Here is a 16,017-nt window from a genome sequence, read left to right on the forward strand (position 1 = left end):
CTTCAATCTGCGGATGGGGCCGACTCCGCCAGCTTGGCTTCGGTCAGCGTCATCAAGTGGGCGGAACTGCATTTCAGCGCACGGGCAATCTTGAGGATGAGAGGGAGCGTGGGGACATGCTCGCCGCGCTCGATCTTGCCCATGTGCGACCGTTCGATGCCGGCCATGTGGGCCAGCGTTTCCTGAGCGATGCCCTGGCTGGTTCTTTCTTCCCGCACGGCAGCCCCAAACGCGATGGCTGGTTCCGCTTCGTAGGTAGTGGTGCCGGTGGGGCGGCCCCTTTGGATCGAACGCTTTGGCATTGCCAAGAGCGTCGAACACGGTCACGATTTAAACCACGTTAAACTTAACTCATCCAACGGCTTCGAGATCAGTTGCCACGAGTTCACCGCCTGGGGGAGCTGGACGTGGAATCGAGTGACATCACCGCCGAAATTCGCATGGCCGTCCTCGGCGAATGGGTGCCTCCCCAGCTCGCCGACGTGCTCGCCCTGCAGCGTGCCGAAGAGCCGGAGACCCATGCCGTCCTGGCCGGGTGGACAGATCCCGGTCGAGGCGCGGAGCTGCCGGGCGACGGCTTCGACTTCGCCTTGTCTGCGGTTGCCCGGCAGTGGCCTGGCTGGGTATGCGAACCGCTGTGGCATGACACGCTGGCGGTCGCCGTGGCCAAGCGCTCCCACCTGCTGGCCTACCGTGAAGTGCCGTGCCAGGAAGTGCTCAAGCAGCCCTTGATCTGCTCGCAATCCACGGCTCATGAACCATGGCGCATGACCGCACAGCGCGTGTTCGAGAACGCGCTGCAGGAGCGGGAGCAAACGGTGGAGACATTCGATGTGGCGATGACGCTGGTTGCCGCCGGGTACGGGATCGCCATTGCGCCGTCGGTGAAGCTGGCCGGCTACGCGAACCGCGGCATCGCCGCGCGACCCTTGGCTGGCGCACCAACCGTCGTGATGGCTTATCTCCTGTATCCACGTGCGCGCCTGACCGAACCCGTGGCCAGGTTCATTCAACGCGCTCGCAGCGTGTCCTGATGCCTCGAGTGCCGCAGCTACGTGGCAAAGTTGTGCCCGGCGGATACCACTGTTGCTGATCAGGCAGTCCGACGATTGCCATGCAAGGCAACCGGGGCTACGCCAACACAACCGCCACCTTGGCCCACCCACCGACTGGAGATACCGCCCGTTCGGCCGGTTGCTGTGGCTCAAGTGCAATCGACGACGTTGCGGCGAGGAGTTCTTGTACCGCGATGCGCATTTCCAGCGTCGCCAGCGAGCGCCCGGGGCACGCGTGCCTTCCGATGCCGTACACCAGGTTTCGATCGGCGTTGCGCTCCACATCCAGGGCGTCGGGGTCGCCAAAGACCGTCTCGTCTCGGTTCGCGGAGGTCCAGTTCAGCTTCACGCGTGCCCCTTGCGGCAGTTCAACGCCGCCGATCGTGACGGGGCACGTCGTCACGCGCCGATTGGATACGAACGGATCATCGATCCGAAGGATCTCGTCGATCATGGCATCGATCTCGGCGTCAGGCACGCCCGAGCGCAGTTGATCCTGCACAGCGGGGTGCGTCGCCAAGTAATGAACCAGCACGCCGATACACTGCGCGATGGAGCCCAGGTCCCCTCCCGTCCAGTTCCGCAGAACCGACACGATCTCTGCGTCGGTCAGGGGCCGGCCGTTCACTTCGGTCCGCATGAGCCGAACGGTGACATCGTCAGTGTCGTCCTCGCGCGCCCCGCGGCGCGGCTCGAGCACCGACCGGATCAGATCGTCGAACGACTCCGCCACCTGCCGCGTCCAGGACCTGTCGCCCGAGCGCGTCGCGGCATGGTTCTCGGCAACCCAGTCCACGAGGCGATCTTCGAGATCAGCCGGCCAGCCCAGCCACGCGCTTTGCGCCCGGACGGCAAACCGAACGCCCACTTGGGACACGGCGTCGATGGCGACACCCCTGGGCAGCGACGCGACCAAGTCGGCCGCCACCCGACGGAATCTCTCACGGAAGGGGGTGAGCGCCTCCGGGGTAAGGAAGCGGTCCAGGGCCTCCCGGTATGCCGTGTGCTCGGTTGAGTCCATGCCATTCGGGACGTGGAGTTGGCTCGACACCGCGCTGGAAAACCGATCATCACTCAGCGCAGCCTGCACGACCAGCTCGTGCCTCAGCAGCACCCACTCGCCATGGACGTTGCGCACCACGCCGTGCCGGGGACGCAACTCGTCGGTATAGGCCCTCAGGTCCCTGCCGGCGGCAGACACGTCGTCGGGCATGTGATCGGTCATCCCTACCCCCTCCTTGCGCCCCAGGCAGACGGCGGTCGATACCCAGGTCATTACGTAGGAACAAATAGCCGTCGCTGCCACCCGAGCGGCTCCGCCAAGAGGCGATTCGTCAAGCAGCACCTGCGCCGCTGCCCCGTCGTTGGAGTGGCGGTACCGGACGGTCTTGGACCGGAGTCGGCCCGGCACCAGCGCTGGACAGCTGATGGGAGCGCGCTTCAGCGTCGGGTTCCCGACGATAACACAATCCGAGACTGCCGACGTCGCCGATAGCTTGTGCTCACATTCTAACGCCCGCCGACCAGCGTGAGGACGCCCGTCCGCTTTTGGCCGTTATGGAGATCGCACATAGCGGCCAGGAGCGACCGCACGTCAGCGCGGCCACAAAGCGGTCATACATTACGGGTGCCTGCGATCCGGCCTACACACAGTCCAGGCCAGGAAGTGCTGAAGCAGCTCTTGATCTGCTCGCAGTCCACGGCCGGGGAGCCACGGCGAATGACAGTTCAGCGTGTGTTCGAGAACGCGCTGCAGGGCCGAGAGAAAACGGTGGAGACCTTCGACGTGGCGATGACGCTTGTTGCCGCAAGGTACGGGATCGCCATTGCGCCGACCGCAAGACTCACCAGCTACTCGCGCAGAGGCATCGCGTTGCGACCACCGGCTGGTGCGCCGACGATCGTCATGGTTTATCTGCTGCGGCCTGACGTTCCCCTGGCAGGCTCGCGGGCAAGGTTCGTCCGGCGCGCTCGCTCAATATCCTGAACGCATCTCGCAGGCATCACTCTCGTTCGATGACTCTCAGCAGCGCCCTGCGCCGCTTCGACAGCGGGCCGAAGGCTTCCATGATCTTGCTCATCGAGTCGCTACGGGCCAGCACATCAAGGATGTCCGCCCAATCCTGCATGATGATGGTGCGCGAGGCGATGTACTTGGTGTGGTCATACGGTGCGCGCGAGGAATCCTTCTTCCGTTTCGAGTGCGCCAGTTGCAGGTCGACGCGATTCTCGGGATAGCTCAACAAGCCAAGCAGTGTGGTCGCTGTCGCGCGGAAGCCATGCGAGGAAAACTGGCCTCCGTAGCCCATGCGTTCCAGCACCTTGTTGAGCGTCGTGGCTGACATCACCTCTCCAGGCTTGCGGAAGCTGGGGAACAGCACCTCCCCTCCACCTGTCAGCGTGTGCAGCTCTTTCAAGAGCACGGTGGCCTGCCTCGAAAGCGGAACGATATGCGGTTGCCGCATCTTCATGCGACCCGCCGGCACTGTCCAGATTGCATTGTCCAGATCGAACTCAGACCAGTGCGCCTTGCGGAGTTCGGCCGTACGGACGTAGGTGAGAGCCATCAACCGCAGCGCGATGACGGTGACGCGATAGCCCGCATCATCCACACGGCTCAGGAACTTGGGAATGTCCTGCCACGCCAGCGGTGGATGGTGGCGAACCCGCGGGCGCTTGACCGACCGTTTCAGCAGCGCCGTCGGATCACTGTCGCAAAGCTCCTCACCTGCCGCGTATGCAAAGAGCTGGCTAGACCATTGCCTGATCAGGATCGCCACAGTGGCGGCACCACGCTCGGCAACGCCCTGGATGAGCGGACGCAAATGCGCGGTGCGAACCGAGCTGATCGGCAGCTTGCCCACCTTGGGAAAGACGTCCTTCTCCATGGTGCGCTTGACCTGCGCGGCATAACCCTCGCTCCACTGCACGTTGCTTGCCATCCACCTGCGCGCTACGGCCTCATAGGTATTGTCGCCCTTTTCGAGCTGGGTGGAGATGCTGATCCGCTTCTCCACGACGGGATGCACGCCCTTCTTGACGAGTTCCCGCGCGCGATCCCGCTCGTTGCGCGCGGCTTCCAGCGACACCGCGGGGTACTTGCCGATCGCGTAGATCGCAGGCTTGCCGCCAAGCCGATAGCGATAGCGCCACAGCTTGCTGCCGTTGGGCGTGACGTACAGAAAGAGACTGCCTCCATCCTTGAGCCAGTACGGTTCTGCTTGAGGGAGGATGGTCTCGACCTTGCGGGCCGAGAGCAGGTTCATGGCCATCTGTGTATATCACCTCTCAGGAGGTTCGATATACACGGAAATATACACACTTGCGGCAGATTGGCCTAGCCGTCACTGGACCAACAAGGAATAAGAATCGCTTTAAATCATTGTCTTGCGCGACTTCCACGGAATGCAGCGGAGCTTGATGGACGTCAATCGTAGTTGTCGATCATCAGCAGCATGTCATTGTCCGTCCCAAGTGTGTAGAGGCTGTTCGAATCGCGCGAGCCGCAGGCATGAGTCCTGCCGGCGGGCGGGAAATGGCGTCGTCTGGCGGGCTAGCGCCGCCAGCGGAAGGGAACGAGCCAGCAGGGGGAAATGAAAGGCTGCATGGGGCCGATTCTATCAACCCCGGGCGGATCGTGCACTGCGCCGGCCGGGAAGCGGCCGGCGGCGGGGCCGTCCGCCGCCGTTTAACGCGACTCCTTGATCAGCCGCCCGTTGGCGGGCTGGATCGGCCGGGCATTGTTGCGATAGAGCCGGGAGAAGGTGGCGATCTGTTCCGGCGACACCTGCAACGGCTGGCGGAACACCAGCCAGAGCACGCCTTCCGTGCAGGGCGGCGTGGTCATGGAGCCCATGTAGCTGAAGTAGCTGCGATCGCTGGGCAGCAGATTGTTGAGGTCGATAGCCGTCGACGGCAGCAGTTCCTGGCCCACTTCCAGCGGCATGTTGTTCCACAGGGTCTGGATCAGCGGCTGTTCGCCGCCTTTTTCCAGCAGCACCGCCACCACCGCCTGATGGCCCTCGTAGTCCTGATGCACCAGATGCACCACCATGTCGAAGGCGCGCCCGGCGATGCGCTCTTCCGCGGGACGATGGAAATGGAACTGCTGCAATTCGTAAGTGCGCCCCATCACCTTGATGGTGTTGCCTTCGGAAACCCCGACCTCGATGGTGCGGCCGGTGTCGACGATGCGGAACAGCGTCGGCTTGTAGTCGAACTGGATTTTCTCCTGATCCACCTTGATGATGCCGTCGCGGATGTCGATCGGCGACTGGCGCTTGCCGCTGGCGCAGGTGGCGAAGTGGGGACGCAGCGTGCCCCAGCTGGACGGCCCGCCCTCCCCGCCATAGCTCCATTGGATGTCGCGATGGACCTCCACCGCCGGGGCCGGCTCCGGCTTCGTCTTGCGGGGAAGGACGAGGCGGCGCGGGCCGGAAGTCGCCAGCATGCGCTCGCGGACATGGCGTTCCTCGATGGCCGCCTTGGCCGACTCCTTGGCCGCGTCCGTGGGCTGCTCCAGCTTCGACTTGTCGATCTTCGGCAACTCGATGAAACGCTTGGGTGCCGCCGCGTCGGCCGCCGCCTCGGCCCCCTTGCCTTCCGCCTTGGCGGCGGACTCGGCAACCCGGGTCGTTTTCAGCGTGTTGGTGCCATCGGTGACCATTTCGGCGTGCATCACGCCAAAGGACGGCGCCGGTTTGGCGCCCGCGATTTCCGCCGCCGGGCGCGCAGCCGTCCCGGCGGCTTTCTTGCCGTCGGCGAGCGGCCGCGATTTGCACGCCTCGGCCAGCAGCGCGGCATCGATGCCGCCCGCGCCGACGGCCATCTCGTGCGGCGTCAGCAACGGTTCGCTGCGCAGCAGGGTCTCGCCCCGCAAATAGAGCCGCTTGACGATGGCGAAGCGGCTGCCGGCGCAGTCGTAGCTGTTGAGGGCTTCAACCGTGTTGTAGGGTGTGCCGGTCTCGGGGTCCGTCATGGACTTGGACAGGGTCAGCCGGGTCCAGGCCAGGACGCGGCCGTCTTCGCCACGGGCGATGCGGCTGGTATCGATGTCCACCCGCTCCCGCTTTCCCTGGACCACTTTTTCCCAGGCGGCCCCCTGAGCGGCAGCAACCATCCCGGCCATCCCGATTCCCACCAGGACGGCAGCGAACGTGGCTCCTTTGATCCCCATGGGGTTTTTCCTTCTTTTCAGACGTTCCCGGAATAACGGCAGCGGACGTCCGTTCTTTAACGTGAAAAGCAGCTTTTCCGCCGGGCCGCCCCAAGGAAAAGCGGCACGCGGCGCCAGCCGCATCCTATCGGTGTCGCTACAGCGTTCCCCCAAACACCCGAGCGCAGCGAGCAAATGAGAACCCCCCGGAGGGGGGGGCGAAGGGGGCGGCCGTCCGCGCCGCCGGCAGCCGGCGAAAACCGCACCGGGCGCAGTGTTGCATTGCAAGGGGGTTTCCGGTAGTTTGGGCCTCCCCCTGCCGGACCGACGCGCCGGCCTCCAGGAAACCACGATGAACGCCAACGATAAATTCATCGCCGCCAGCGCCCAGGTGGATGCGGCGGCGATCCAGCCCCTACCCAATTCCCGCAAGATCTACGTCACCGGCTCCCGCCCGGACATCCGCGTACCGATGCGCGAGATCGCCCAGGCCGACACCCCGGCCGTCCATGGCGCGGAACCGAACCCGCCCATTTCCGTTTACGACTGCTCCGGCCCGTATACCGATCCGGCGGCGCGGATCGACATCCGTTCCGGCCTGCCCGCGCTGCGCCAGGGCTGGATCGAGGAGCGCCAGGACAGCGAGCTGCTCGCCGGCCTGTCCTCGGCCTATGGCCGCGAACGCGCGGCCGACCCGGAACTGGCCGCCCTGCGCTTTCCCGGCCTGCACCGCCAGCCGCGCCGCGCCAAGGCCGGCATGAACGTCAGCCAGATGCACTATGCCCGCCGCGGCATCGTCACCCCGGAGATGGAATTCGTCGCCATCCGCGAGAACCTGCGCCGCCGCGAGTACCTCGAATCCCTGCGCGGCGCCGGCCCCACCGGCGAGAAAATGGCCCGCCTGCTGGGCCGCCAGCACCGGGGCGAGCGCTTCGGCGCCCAGATTCCCGAAGAGATCACGCCGGAATTCGTCCGCAGCGAGATCGCCCGCGGCCGCGCCATCATTCCCAACAACATCAACCACCCCGAGAGCGAGCCGATGATCATCGGCCGCAACTTCCTGGTGAAGATCAACGCCAACATCGGCAACTCCGCCGTCACCTCCTCCATCGGCGAGGAAGTGGACAAGATGACCTGGTCCACCCGCTGGGGCGGCGACACGGTGATGGACCTGTCCACCGGCAAGAACATCCACGAGACCCGCGAGTGGATCATCCGCAACAGCCCGGTGCCGATCGGCACCGTGCCGATCTACCAGGCGCTGGAGAAGGTGGACGGCAAGGCCGAGGAGCTGACCTGGGAGATCGTCCGCGACACCCTGATCGAACAGGCCGAGCAGGGCGTGGACTACTTCACCATCCATGCCGGCGTGCTGCTGCGCTACATCCCGATGACGGCCGAGCGCATGACCGGCATCGTCAGCCGCGGCGGCTCGATCCTGGCCAAGTGGTGCCTGGCCCACCACAAGGAGAACTTCCTCTACACCCACTTCGAGGAAATCTGCGAAATCATGAAGGCCTACGACGTGGCCTTCAGTCTCGGCGACGGCCTGCGCCCCGGCTCCATCTACGACGCCAACGACGACGCCCAGCTGGGCGAACTGAAGACCCTGGGCGAACTCACCCAGGTGGCCTGGAAGCACGACGTGCAGGTGATGATCGAAGGCCCCGGCCACGTGCCGATGCAGTTGATCAAGGAGAACATGGACCTCCAGCTCGACTGGTGCGACGAGGCGCCGTTCTACACCCTGGGGCCGCTCACCACTGACATCGCCCCCGGCTACGACCACATCACCAGCGCCATCGGCGCGGCGCAGATCGGCTGGTACGGCACGGCCATGCTCTGCTACGTCACGCCCAAGGAGCACCTGGGCCTGCCCAACAAGCAGGACGTGAAGGAAGGCATCATCACCTACAAGCTCGCCGCCCATGCCGCGGACTTGGCCAAGGGCCACCCTGGCGCCCAGATCCGCGACAACGCGCTGTCCAAGGCGCGCTTCGAGTTCCGCTGGGAGGACCAGTTCAACCTCGGCCTCGACCCGGACAAGGCGCGCGAATTCCACGACGAGACCCTGCCCGCGCAGGGCGCCAAGCTGGCGCATTTCTGCTCCATGTGCGGCCCCCATTTCTGCTCCATGAAGATCACCCAGGACGTGCGCGACTTCGCCGCCAGCCAGGGCGTCTCGGAACAGGAAGCCTTGCAGAAGGGCATGGAGACCAAGGCCGTGGAGTTCGTCAAGAGCGGCGCGGAGCTGTACAAGAAAGGCTGACGCAGCGCTTTCCCAACCATCCAACTCTCGGCCCTGCCCCTTTGGCGGGGCCATTTTTTTGAGCATTCCATGTCCGACGAACTGATCCGGATTGCAGAACAGGATGGCATCGCCATCATCACCCTGAACCGCCCGGCCAAGCGCAACGCGCTGACCCTCGCGATGTACGAGCGCCTCGGCGAATACTTCGCCGCGCCGCCGCCGTCGGTGCGGGTCGCCATCCTGACGGCGGCAGGAGAGCATTTCTGCGCCGGCGGCGATCTGGGCGAGCATCAGGAGAAGAACCCCATCGACGTGCTGCACACCTCGCGGCGCCGGCAGGCCATTTTCGACCGCATCCAATACAGCGGCATCCCGCTGGTGGCGGTGCTGAAGGGCGCCGTGCTCGGCGGCGGCCTGGAACTGGCGCTGACCGCCCATGTCCGCGTCGCCGAGGCCACGGCCTGGTTCCAGCTGCCCGAGGCGGCCCACGGCCTGTTCATGGGCTGCGGCTCCACGGTGCGCCTGGGACGCATCCTGGGACCGGACCGCATGGCGGAAATGATGTTGACGCGCCGCATCTACAACGCCGGGGAAGCGGTCGGCCTGGGTCTCGCCCACTATGGCGTGGCGGCGGACGCCGGCCTGGCCAAGGCGCGGGAACTGGCCGTCACCATCGCCGCCAACACCACCACCGCCAACTGGTTCATCACCAACGCCCTGCCCCGCATCGACAGCATGGCCAGCGCCGACGGGCTTTTCGCCGAGTCCCTCGCCATCGGCCTGATCCAGAGCGACCCCGAAACCCGGCGGCGGATGGAAGACTTCATGCAAAAGCGCAAAAAATGAGAAGGCTGAAAAGGCTCGCCCCCTTCGCCCCCCTCCGGGGGGTTCGATACAGCTCGCTGCGCTCGATATTACGGGGAACGCTGTAGCGGCACCGATAGGTTGCGGCTTCGCCGCGTGCCGCTTTTCCTTGCGACGGCGCAGCGGAAAAGCTTCATTTTCATGCTGGGCATAGAATGCCGTTTTATCTCTGATCAGGAGCCCGCCATGACCGCCAGTTCTGCCTTCGTTCTGCGCAGCCCCGACCTTTCCGCCGATACCCTGATTCCCAACAAGCATGTCTACAACGGCTTCGGCTACACGGGCGAGAACGTCTCTCCGGCCCTGGAATGGCGGGGGGCGCCCGCCGACACCAAGAGTTTCGCGCTGACCGTGCATGATCCCGACGCCCCGACCGGCAGCGGCTGGTGGCACTGGGTGCTGGTTAACATTCCCGCCGGCACCACGGCGCTGCCCCAGGGTGCGGGCAATCCGGGCAGCGGCCTGGCCCCCGCGGGCAGCCGGGAGATTGCCACCGACTTCGGCGAACCGGGCTGGGGCGGTCCCTGCCCGCCCCAGGGCGACGAGCCCCACCGTTATGTGTTCACGATCCATGCGCTGGGCGTGGAGCGCCTGGATCTGCCCGAGAACGCCACGCCGGCCCTGGTCGGCTTCAACCTGCATTTCAACACCCTGGCGAAGGCCAGCTTCACCGCCAGGTACGGCCGCAAATAGGCCGGCATGGACTGTCGTCCCGGCTGCGGCGCCTGCTGCATCGCGCCTTCGATCAGTTCGCCCCTGCCGGGACTGCCGCAGGGCAAGCCTGCCGGGCTGCCCAGTCCCCAGCTCACCGCCGACCTGCGCTGCGTGATTTTCGGCCGTCCCGAGCGGCCGCCCTGCTGCGCCGGCCTGCGGCCATCGGCCGAGATGTGCGGCGAGAACCGACAGCAGGCCCTGGCCTGGCTGCAACAACTGGAGCGAAGCACCGCTCCCTTCGCGTAAAATCCGCCGTTTGAACAAATTCCAGGGAGTTATTCCGTGCAACTCGTCTGCCTCGACCTCGAAGGTGTGCTGGTCCCCGAAATCTGGATTGAATTCGCCGAGCGCACGGGCATCCCCGAACTGCGCCGCACCACGCGCGACGAGCCGGACTACGACAAGCTGATGAAATACCGCCTGGGCATCCTGGCGGAAAAGAAGCTGGGCCTGCCCGACATCCAGGCGGTGATCGCCAGCATGGGCCCCATGCCCGGCGCCAAGGACTTCCTCGATGAGCTGCGCCAGGACTTCCAGGTGATCATCCTGTCCGACACCTTCTACGAATTCGCCATGCCCCTGATGAAGCAGCTGGGCATGCCCACGCTGTTCTGCCACAAGCTGGAAGCCGACGCCGCCGGCATCCTGGTGAACTACCACCTGCGCATGCCCGACCAGAAGCGGGAGTCGGTCAAGCGTTTCAAGGAACTCAACTTCAAGGTGATCGCCGCCGGCGACTCCTACAACGACACCGCGATGCTGGGCGAGGCCCACGCCGGCATCCTGTTCCACCCGCCGGAGAACGTGATCCGCGAATTCCCCCAGTTTCCCGTCACCAAGAGCTACGGCGAACTGAAGGCGGAGATACTCAAGGCTTCTTCCCGTATTTAAGATGCACGGGAACCGCTTTTTCACCCTCTCGGCCTCCTGCCCGGACCAGGTCGGCATCATCGCCCGCGTCGCCAGCTTCATCGCCGAGCACGGCGGCTGGATCCTCGAGTCCAGCTACCACGCCGACGACATCGACGGGCGCTACTTCATGCGCCTGGAGATCAGGGCCGATTCCCTGCCCTTCCTGCTCGCCGAATTCCGCGAACGCTTCCGCCCCCTGGCGGAAAGCCTGCGGATGGACTGGAAGATCACCGACTCGGCGGTGAAAAAGCGCGTCGTGGTGCTGGTCTCCAGGCAGGAGCACTGCCTCTACGATCTGCTGGCGCGCTGGCAGAGCAAGGAACTGGACATCGAGATCCCCTGCGTGATCTCCAACCACGACACCTTCCGCGGCTTCGTCGAATGGCACGGCATTCCCTTCCACCACGTGCCGGTGAGCGCCGACGACAAGGCCCAGGCCTACGCCGAAGTGATGCGCCTGTTCGAGGAAGTGCGCGGCGACACCATGGTGCTGGCGCGCTACATGCAGATCCTCTCGCCCGAACTGTGCCGCCGCTATCCGGGCCAGATCCTCAACATCCACCACAGCTTCCTGCCCAGCTTCGTCGGCGCCAAGCCCTACCATCAGGCCTACCAGCGCGGCGTCAAGCTGATCGGCGCCACCTGCCACTACGTGACCGAGGAACTCGACCAGGGTCCGATCATCGAGCAGGACGTGATCCGCATCGACCATTCCGACTCGGTGGCCGACATGGTGCGCTACGGCAAGGACATCGAAAAAACCGTGCTGGCGCGCGGCCTGCGCTACCACCTGGAAGACCGGGTGCTGGTCCACGGCAGCAAGACCGTCGTTTTCCGATGAACTGGCAAAAGCTGCGTCGCCAACTGCGGCGGGAAGCGCGGGAATACCTCGCCGACCTGCACGACATCCGCGAAGGCCTGCGCCACCTGGAAGGCTGGCTGACCCTGTGCCTGCTGATCGCGGTCATGTTCATGGTGGCGGTGTGGTTCGTCACCGGCCTGGGCTTCGACCGGCTCAACTCCCTGACCGGCGCCCTGGGCGCCTGGCGCCCACGCATCTGCCGCCCGCTGGACGACTTCAACGCGGTGGCTCTGGTCATCGACAGCCTGGTGATGATGCTGCTGGCGATCGTCACCATCGGCGAAATGATGCGCCTGCTGGACCGCAAGCGCAGCAGCCTTCCCGCCAACTACCGGACCGTGGCGATCCCCGCCTTCTTCATGCTGCTCGCCGCCATCGCCGGCATCGTCTACATGCGCATGATCTGCTGAGACGACAAGAACAAAGGGCGCCCGGAGGCGCCCTTTGTTCTTGCAAGGTTAAGGATCAGAAATGATAGGCCGACTCGCCGTGGGAGGTGATGTCGAGTCCTTCGCGCTCCTCTTCCTCCGGCACGCGCAGGCCGATCGCGAGATCCACCAGCTTGTAGGCCACGAGCGAAACCACGCCGGAAAGGAGGATGGTGACGCCCACGCCGGTGGCCTGGACGATCACTTGATCGACGATGGCGTAGTTGTCGGCGACCTTGTCCGCCACGTAGTCGTAGATGCCGGTGCCGCCCAGGCTGGGGGACGCGAAGACGCCGGTGAGCAGGGCGCCGAGGATGCCGCCGACGCCATGCACGCCGAACACGTCGAGCGAGTCGTCCATGCCCAGCATCTTCTTCAGGCCATTCACGCCCCACAGGCAGATCACGCCGGCCAAAAGGCCGATCACCAAGGCGCCGCCGACGCCGACGAAGCCGCAGGCGGGGGTGATCGCCACCAGGCCGGCGACCGCGCCGGAGGCGGCGCCCAGCATCGAGGGTTTGCCCTTGATCAGCCATTCCGCGCCCATCCAGGACAGCGCCGCGACGGCGGTGGCGAGCCAGGTGTTGACGAAGGCCAGGGCGGCGGCGCCGTTGGCTTCGAGCGCCGAGCCGGCGTTGAAGCCGAACCAGCCGAACCACAGGAGCGACGCGCCGATCATGGTCATGGTCAGGGAGTGCGGAGCCATCGAATCCTTGCCCCAGCCCACGCGCTTGCCGACCAGGAAGGCGCCCACCAGGCCGGCGACGGCGGCGTTGATGTGCACCACGGTGCCACCGGCGAAGTCGAGCGCGCCCTTCTGGAACAGCCAGCCCGCGGTGGCGTTGAGCTTGTCGGCCGCCTCGGCGGAGACGTAGCCGTCGGGACCGGCCCAGTACCAGACCATGTGGGCCATCGGCAGATAGCTGAAGGTGAACCACAGCACGGCGAACAGCAGTACGGCGCTGAACCGGATGCGTTCGGCGAAGGCGCCGATGATCAGCCCCACCGTGATGGCCGCGAAGGCACCCTGAAAGGGGATGTAGGCCAACTCGGGCAGCGCGACGCCCTTGCTGAAAGTGCCAGCCAGGGAGTCCACCGTCACGCCCTTCAGGAACAGCTTGTCGAGACTGCCGAAGAAGGCGTTGCCCTCGGTGAAGGCGATGCTGTAGCCGTAGATCGCCCACAGCACGCTGATCAGCGAGAAGATCACGAACACCTGCATCAGCACCGACAGCATGTTCTTGCTGCGCACCAGGCCACCATAGAACAAGGCCAGGCCGGGGATCGACATCAGGATCACGAAGGCCGTGGCGACCATCATCCAGGCCGTGTCGCCCTTGTTGGGCACGGGGGCGGGGACGGCGGCCGGTGTCTCGGGAGTGGCGGTGGCAGCCGCCGGCGCCGCCATGGCGGCGACCGCGGGCACGGCCTCGGCCGGCTTGTCGTCGGCCCGGGCGCCGCTGCCGATGGCGAGCGTCGCCACGCTCAGCAGGATTGCGAGCAGTTTTTTCATGATGGCTCCTTCACAGGGCGTCCTCACCGGTCTCGCCGGTGCGGATGCGGATGACTTGCTCGAGGTCGAAGACGAAGATCTTGCCGTCGCCGATCTTGCCGGTGCTGGCGGATTTCTCGATGGCTTCGACGACCAGGTCGAGGATGCCGTCGCTGACGGCGGCCTCGACCTTCACCTTGGGCAGGAAATCGACGACATATTCGGCGCCGCGGTAAAGCTCCGTGTGGCCCTTCTGCCGGCCGAAGCCCTTGACCTCGGTGACGGTGATGCCCTGCACGCCGACGGCGGCCAGGGCCTCGCGCACTTCGTCAAGCTTGAACGGCTTGATGATGGCGGTGATCAGTTTCATGGTGGTGTCCTCGCGAAATGGTCTGCATCAGAAGGTCTTGGTGAAACTCAGGACCGCCTTGCCCTTGGCCACGTTGGAAAAACCCGAGGTGGAACCGGCGCCGGCGACGAAACCCGAATTCGGCCAGGAATAGGTCTCGCCCGGCTTGCCCTTGGCATTGGTGTCGGAATACGACAAGCCGACCACGCCGAAGCCCACATCCTTGGTCACGCCCAGTTTCACGTCGGTGTAGTCGGCGACCCCCAGGTCACGCACCTTCTGGTGGCCGACGTGGGCGGCCAGGCCCCAGCCGTCGCCCAGATCCAGGCTGTAGTTGGCCTCCAGGTAGCCGCTGCCGCGGGTACTGCCGCCGCTGGCGGAATACCAACCGATGAAGTGGTCGGAAATCGCGCGGGAATACTTGACGGTGAAGGTCTTGTAGCCGATGGCGCCGTAGATCTCGGTGGTGTTCGGATTGGCGCCGAAGGCATTGGCGGGGCCGTGGTTGGAATAAATATAGGCGATCGCGCCGACGTCGTAGCTCCAGTCGCCGCCAGCGAAGGCGCTCTTGTAGCCACCGTAGAGATCGAGTTCGGTGTTGCCCTTGCCGGTGTAGTCCTTCACCCAGGAGATGGTGGAGCCCCACGCGCCCAGGTAGAAGCCGCCGGGATGGGCGTAGTCGACGCCGCCTTGCAGGGCCGCGTCGCCATGCGTCTGGCTGATGCCGCGGAACAGGTAGTCGGACACCACGCCGACGTTGAAACTGAAGGGCGAGGTTGGCCCGGCCTCTTCCGCCAGGACAGGCAGCGAAAACAGTCCGGCGAGGGCGATGACGATGACGGATTTCTGCATGGCGTTTCTCCTATAAGAACCTATAAAAAAACAACACAGGTTCTCTTTCGCATAGACCATGCCAAGCGAAGAAAACCGCTCAATGGCGGCTTTTTCGCCCAGACTCGCGCCGCAATGCACCGAATTGTCCCATCGTCCCGGACCGATGCACCAAGACAGTGCCGATGCATAAAACCGCCGTGCTAGACTCGATCCACCCTCACGAAAGATGTCGCCATGAGCCCGACCCAGCTGTTCGATGAAGTCGCCCATCGCCTTTCCCAACTGGCGGCCACCAGCCCGGCCGCCGACCTGGAAAAGAACGCCCGCGCCCTGATGACCGGACTTTTCAGCCGCCTGGATCTGGTGACCCGTGAGGAATTCGAGATTCAACGGGCGTTGCTGGCGCACGCCCGGGAGCGCATCGACGCTCTGGAAGCGCGGGTTGCGCAGCTGGAACAGGCGAAGCCGGGCCAGTAGCCGAGGCGCCGTCATGGCCTGGCCGACGCGCCGGCCCTGGCATTTGCTCCGGGCCGGCCTGCTCACGCTGATCTTCCTGGCGCCCCTGCCGGGCCGGGGCGAAGAGACCCGCTACCGGATCGACCCCACCCACACCTTCCCGAGCTTCGCCGTCAGCCATCTCGGCTTCTCCCATCACCGCGGACGCTTCGACCGCAGCGAAGGCACGATCGCCCTCGATCTCGCGGCGGGGCGGGGCCGCATCGAGGTGTCGATCGACGCGGCCTCGATCAATACGGGCGATCCGGCATTGGAGAAAGTGCTGCGGGAGGCGAACTTCCTCGACGCAGACCGATATCCGACCATCCGTTTCAGCGGCGACCGCTTCTACTTCCGCGACGGGATTCCCAGCGGCGTGGACGGCGCACTGACCCTGCGCGGCGTCACCCGCCCGCTGGGCCTGGCGATCAACCATTTCCACTGCGGACTGCATCCGCTCACCCGCAAGCAGACCTGCGGCGCCAACGCCGTCACCATCCTGCGCCGTTCCGAATTCGGCATGACCCATCTGGTGCCGCTGGTGGGCGACGAGGTCAGGATCGAAATCCAGATCGAGGCGACCCGCGGCGAATGACAGGCGCCGAG

General features: G+C 65.2%; 18 protein-coding genes. 11 read left to right on the forward strand and 7 right to left on the reverse strand.

Going from position 1 to position 16,017, the window contains the following annotated elements:
• Positions 1-2: 2 nt before the first annotated feature.
• Complete coding sequence (locus tag B9N43_RS09885; RefSeq protein ID WP_012584717.1) at positions 3-302, reverse strand: helix-turn-helix domain-containing protein; 300 nt, start codon at positions 300-302, stop codon at positions 3-5.
• A gap of 105 nt (positions 303-407) precedes the next feature.
• On the opposite strand from B9N43_RS09885, the gene B9N43_RS09890 reads away from it, so the two are divergent.
• Entirely contained in the window at positions 408-1,034 is a 627-nt protein-coding gene (locus tag B9N43_RS09890; RefSeq protein ID WP_012584716.1) for a LysR substrate-binding domain-containing protein, read from the forward strand.
• 97 nt (positions 1,035-1,131) lie between these two features.
• Here B9N43_RS09890 and B9N43_RS09895 read toward each other — a convergent pair whose 3' ends face one another.
• Positions 1,132-2,280, reverse strand: a complete 1,149-nt coding sequence (locus B9N43_RS09895) for a cytochrome P450 (protein ID WP_012584715.1) — start codon at positions 2,278-2,280, stop codon at positions 1,132-1,134.
• Positions 2,281-2,721: 441 nt separating this feature from the next.
• Here B9N43_RS09895 and B9N43_RS09900 point away from each other — a divergent pair, with 441 nt between their 5' ends.
• Entirely contained in the window at positions 2,722-3,042 is a 321-nt protein-coding gene (locus B9N43_RS09900) for a hypothetical protein (protein WP_261379305.1), read from the forward strand.
• A gap of 16 nt (positions 3,043-3,058) precedes the next feature.
• Here the strand turns inward: B9N43_RS09900 and B9N43_RS09905 are convergent, their stop codons facing one another.
• Entirely contained in the window at positions 3,059-4,327 is a 1,269-nt protein-coding gene (locus B9N43_RS09905; protein ID WP_012584714.1) for a tyrosine-type recombinase/integrase, read from the reverse strand.
• 416 nt (positions 4,328-4,743) lie between these two features.
• On the reverse strand, positions 4,744-6,231 hold the full coding sequence (locus tag B9N43_RS09910) for a carbonic anhydrase (protein ID WP_145842044.1): 1,488 nt from the start codon (positions 6,229-6,231) through the stop codon (positions 4,744-4,746).
• Between the two features lie 331 nt (positions 6,232-6,562).
• On the opposite strand from B9N43_RS09910, the gene thiC reads away from it, so the two are divergent.
• The 7 genes from thiC (at position 6,563) to B9N43_RS09945 (ending at position 12,223) form a co-directional block, all read left to right on the forward strand.
• The gene (gene thiC, locus B9N43_RS09915; RefSeq protein ID WP_145842045.1) at positions 6,563-8,479 is read left to right on the forward strand and encodes a phosphomethylpyrimidine synthase ThiC; all 1,917 of its coding nucleotides are present in this window, start codon (positions 6,563-6,565) and stop codon (positions 8,477-8,479) included.
• Positions 8,480-8,548: 69 nt separating this feature from the next.
• Positions 8,549-9,307, forward strand: coding sequence for a crotonase/enoyl-CoA hydratase family protein (locus B9N43_RS09920; RefSeq protein ID WP_145842046.1), 759 nt, complete (start codon positions 8,549-8,551; stop codon positions 9,305-9,307).
• A 204-nt stretch (positions 9,308-9,511) separates the two neighbouring features.
• The gene (locus tag B9N43_RS09925; RefSeq protein ID WP_261379306.1) at positions 9,512-10,018 is read left to right on the forward strand and encodes a YbhB/YbcL family Raf kinase inhibitor-like protein; all 507 of its coding nucleotides are present in this window, start codon (positions 9,512-9,514) and stop codon (positions 10,016-10,018) included.
• Between the two features lie 6 nt (positions 10,019-10,024).
• Positions 10,025-10,285: a YkgJ family cysteine cluster protein gene (locus tag B9N43_RS09930; RefSeq protein ID WP_145842048.1), complete on the forward strand. Its 261-nt coding sequence runs from the start codon at positions 10,025-10,027 to the stop codon at positions 10,283-10,285.
• Positions 10,286-10,321: 36 nt separating this feature from the next.
• The gene (gene thrH / locus B9N43_RS09935; RefSeq protein ID WP_145842049.1) at positions 10,322-10,930 is read left to right on the forward strand and encodes a bifunctional phosphoserine phosphatase/homoserine phosphotransferase ThrH; all 609 of its coding nucleotides are present in this window, start codon (positions 10,322-10,324) and stop codon (positions 10,928-10,930) included.
• Position 10,931: 1 nt separating this feature from the next.
• Entirely contained in the window at positions 10,932-11,792 is an 861-nt protein-coding gene (gene purU / locus B9N43_RS09940; RefSeq protein WP_145842050.1) for a formyltetrahydrofolate deformylase, read from the forward strand.
• Positions 11,789-12,223: a hypothetical protein gene (locus B9N43_RS09945; protein ID WP_145842051.1), complete on the forward strand. Its 435-nt coding sequence runs from the start codon at positions 11,789-11,791 to the stop codon at positions 12,221-12,223. The genes purU and B9N43_RS09945 overlap by 4 nt, the downstream gene beginning before the upstream one ends.
• A gap of 55 nt (positions 12,224-12,278) precedes the next feature.
• Here B9N43_RS09945 and B9N43_RS09950 read toward each other — a convergent pair whose 3' ends face one another.
• From B9N43_RS09950 to B9N43_RS09960, 3 genes are read right to left on the reverse strand one after another with little or no spacing between them, the layout of a single operon-like run.
• Complete coding sequence (locus B9N43_RS09950; RefSeq protein ID WP_145842052.1) at positions 12,279-13,754, reverse strand: ammonium transporter; 1,476 nt, start codon at positions 13,752-13,754, stop codon at positions 12,279-12,281.
• A 10-nt stretch (positions 13,755-13,764) separates the two neighbouring features.
• A complete protein-coding gene (glnK, locus tag B9N43_RS09955; RefSeq protein ID WP_145842053.1) occupies positions 13,765-14,103 on the reverse strand; it encodes a P-II family nitrogen regulator in 339 nt (112 codons plus the stop codon).
• A 27-nt stretch (positions 14,104-14,130) separates the two neighbouring features.
• Positions 14,131-14,934, reverse strand: coding sequence for a TorF family putative porin (locus B9N43_RS09960; RefSeq protein WP_145842054.1), 804 nt, complete (start codon positions 14,932-14,934; stop codon positions 14,131-14,133).
• A gap of 216 nt (positions 14,935-15,150) precedes the next feature.
• On the opposite strand from B9N43_RS09960, the gene B9N43_RS09965 reads away from it, so the two are divergent.
• Both B9N43_RS09965 and B9N43_RS09970 read left to right on the forward strand, forming a co-directional pair.
• Complete coding sequence (locus tag B9N43_RS09965; protein WP_145842055.1) at positions 15,151-15,393, forward strand: accessory factor UbiK family protein; 243 nt, start codon at positions 15,151-15,153, stop codon at positions 15,391-15,393.
• A 13-nt stretch (positions 15,394-15,406) separates the two neighbouring features.
• Positions 15,407-16,006, forward strand: coding sequence for a YceI family protein (locus B9N43_RS09970; protein WP_145842056.1), 600 nt, complete (start codon positions 15,407-15,409; stop codon positions 16,004-16,006).
• Positions 16,007-16,017 lie beyond the last annotated feature (11 nt).

This window comes from Denitratisoma sp. DHT3 (assembly GCF_007833355.1).
GTDB lineage: Bacteria > Pseudomonadota > Gammaproteobacteria > Burkholderiales > Rhodocyclaceae > Denitratisoma.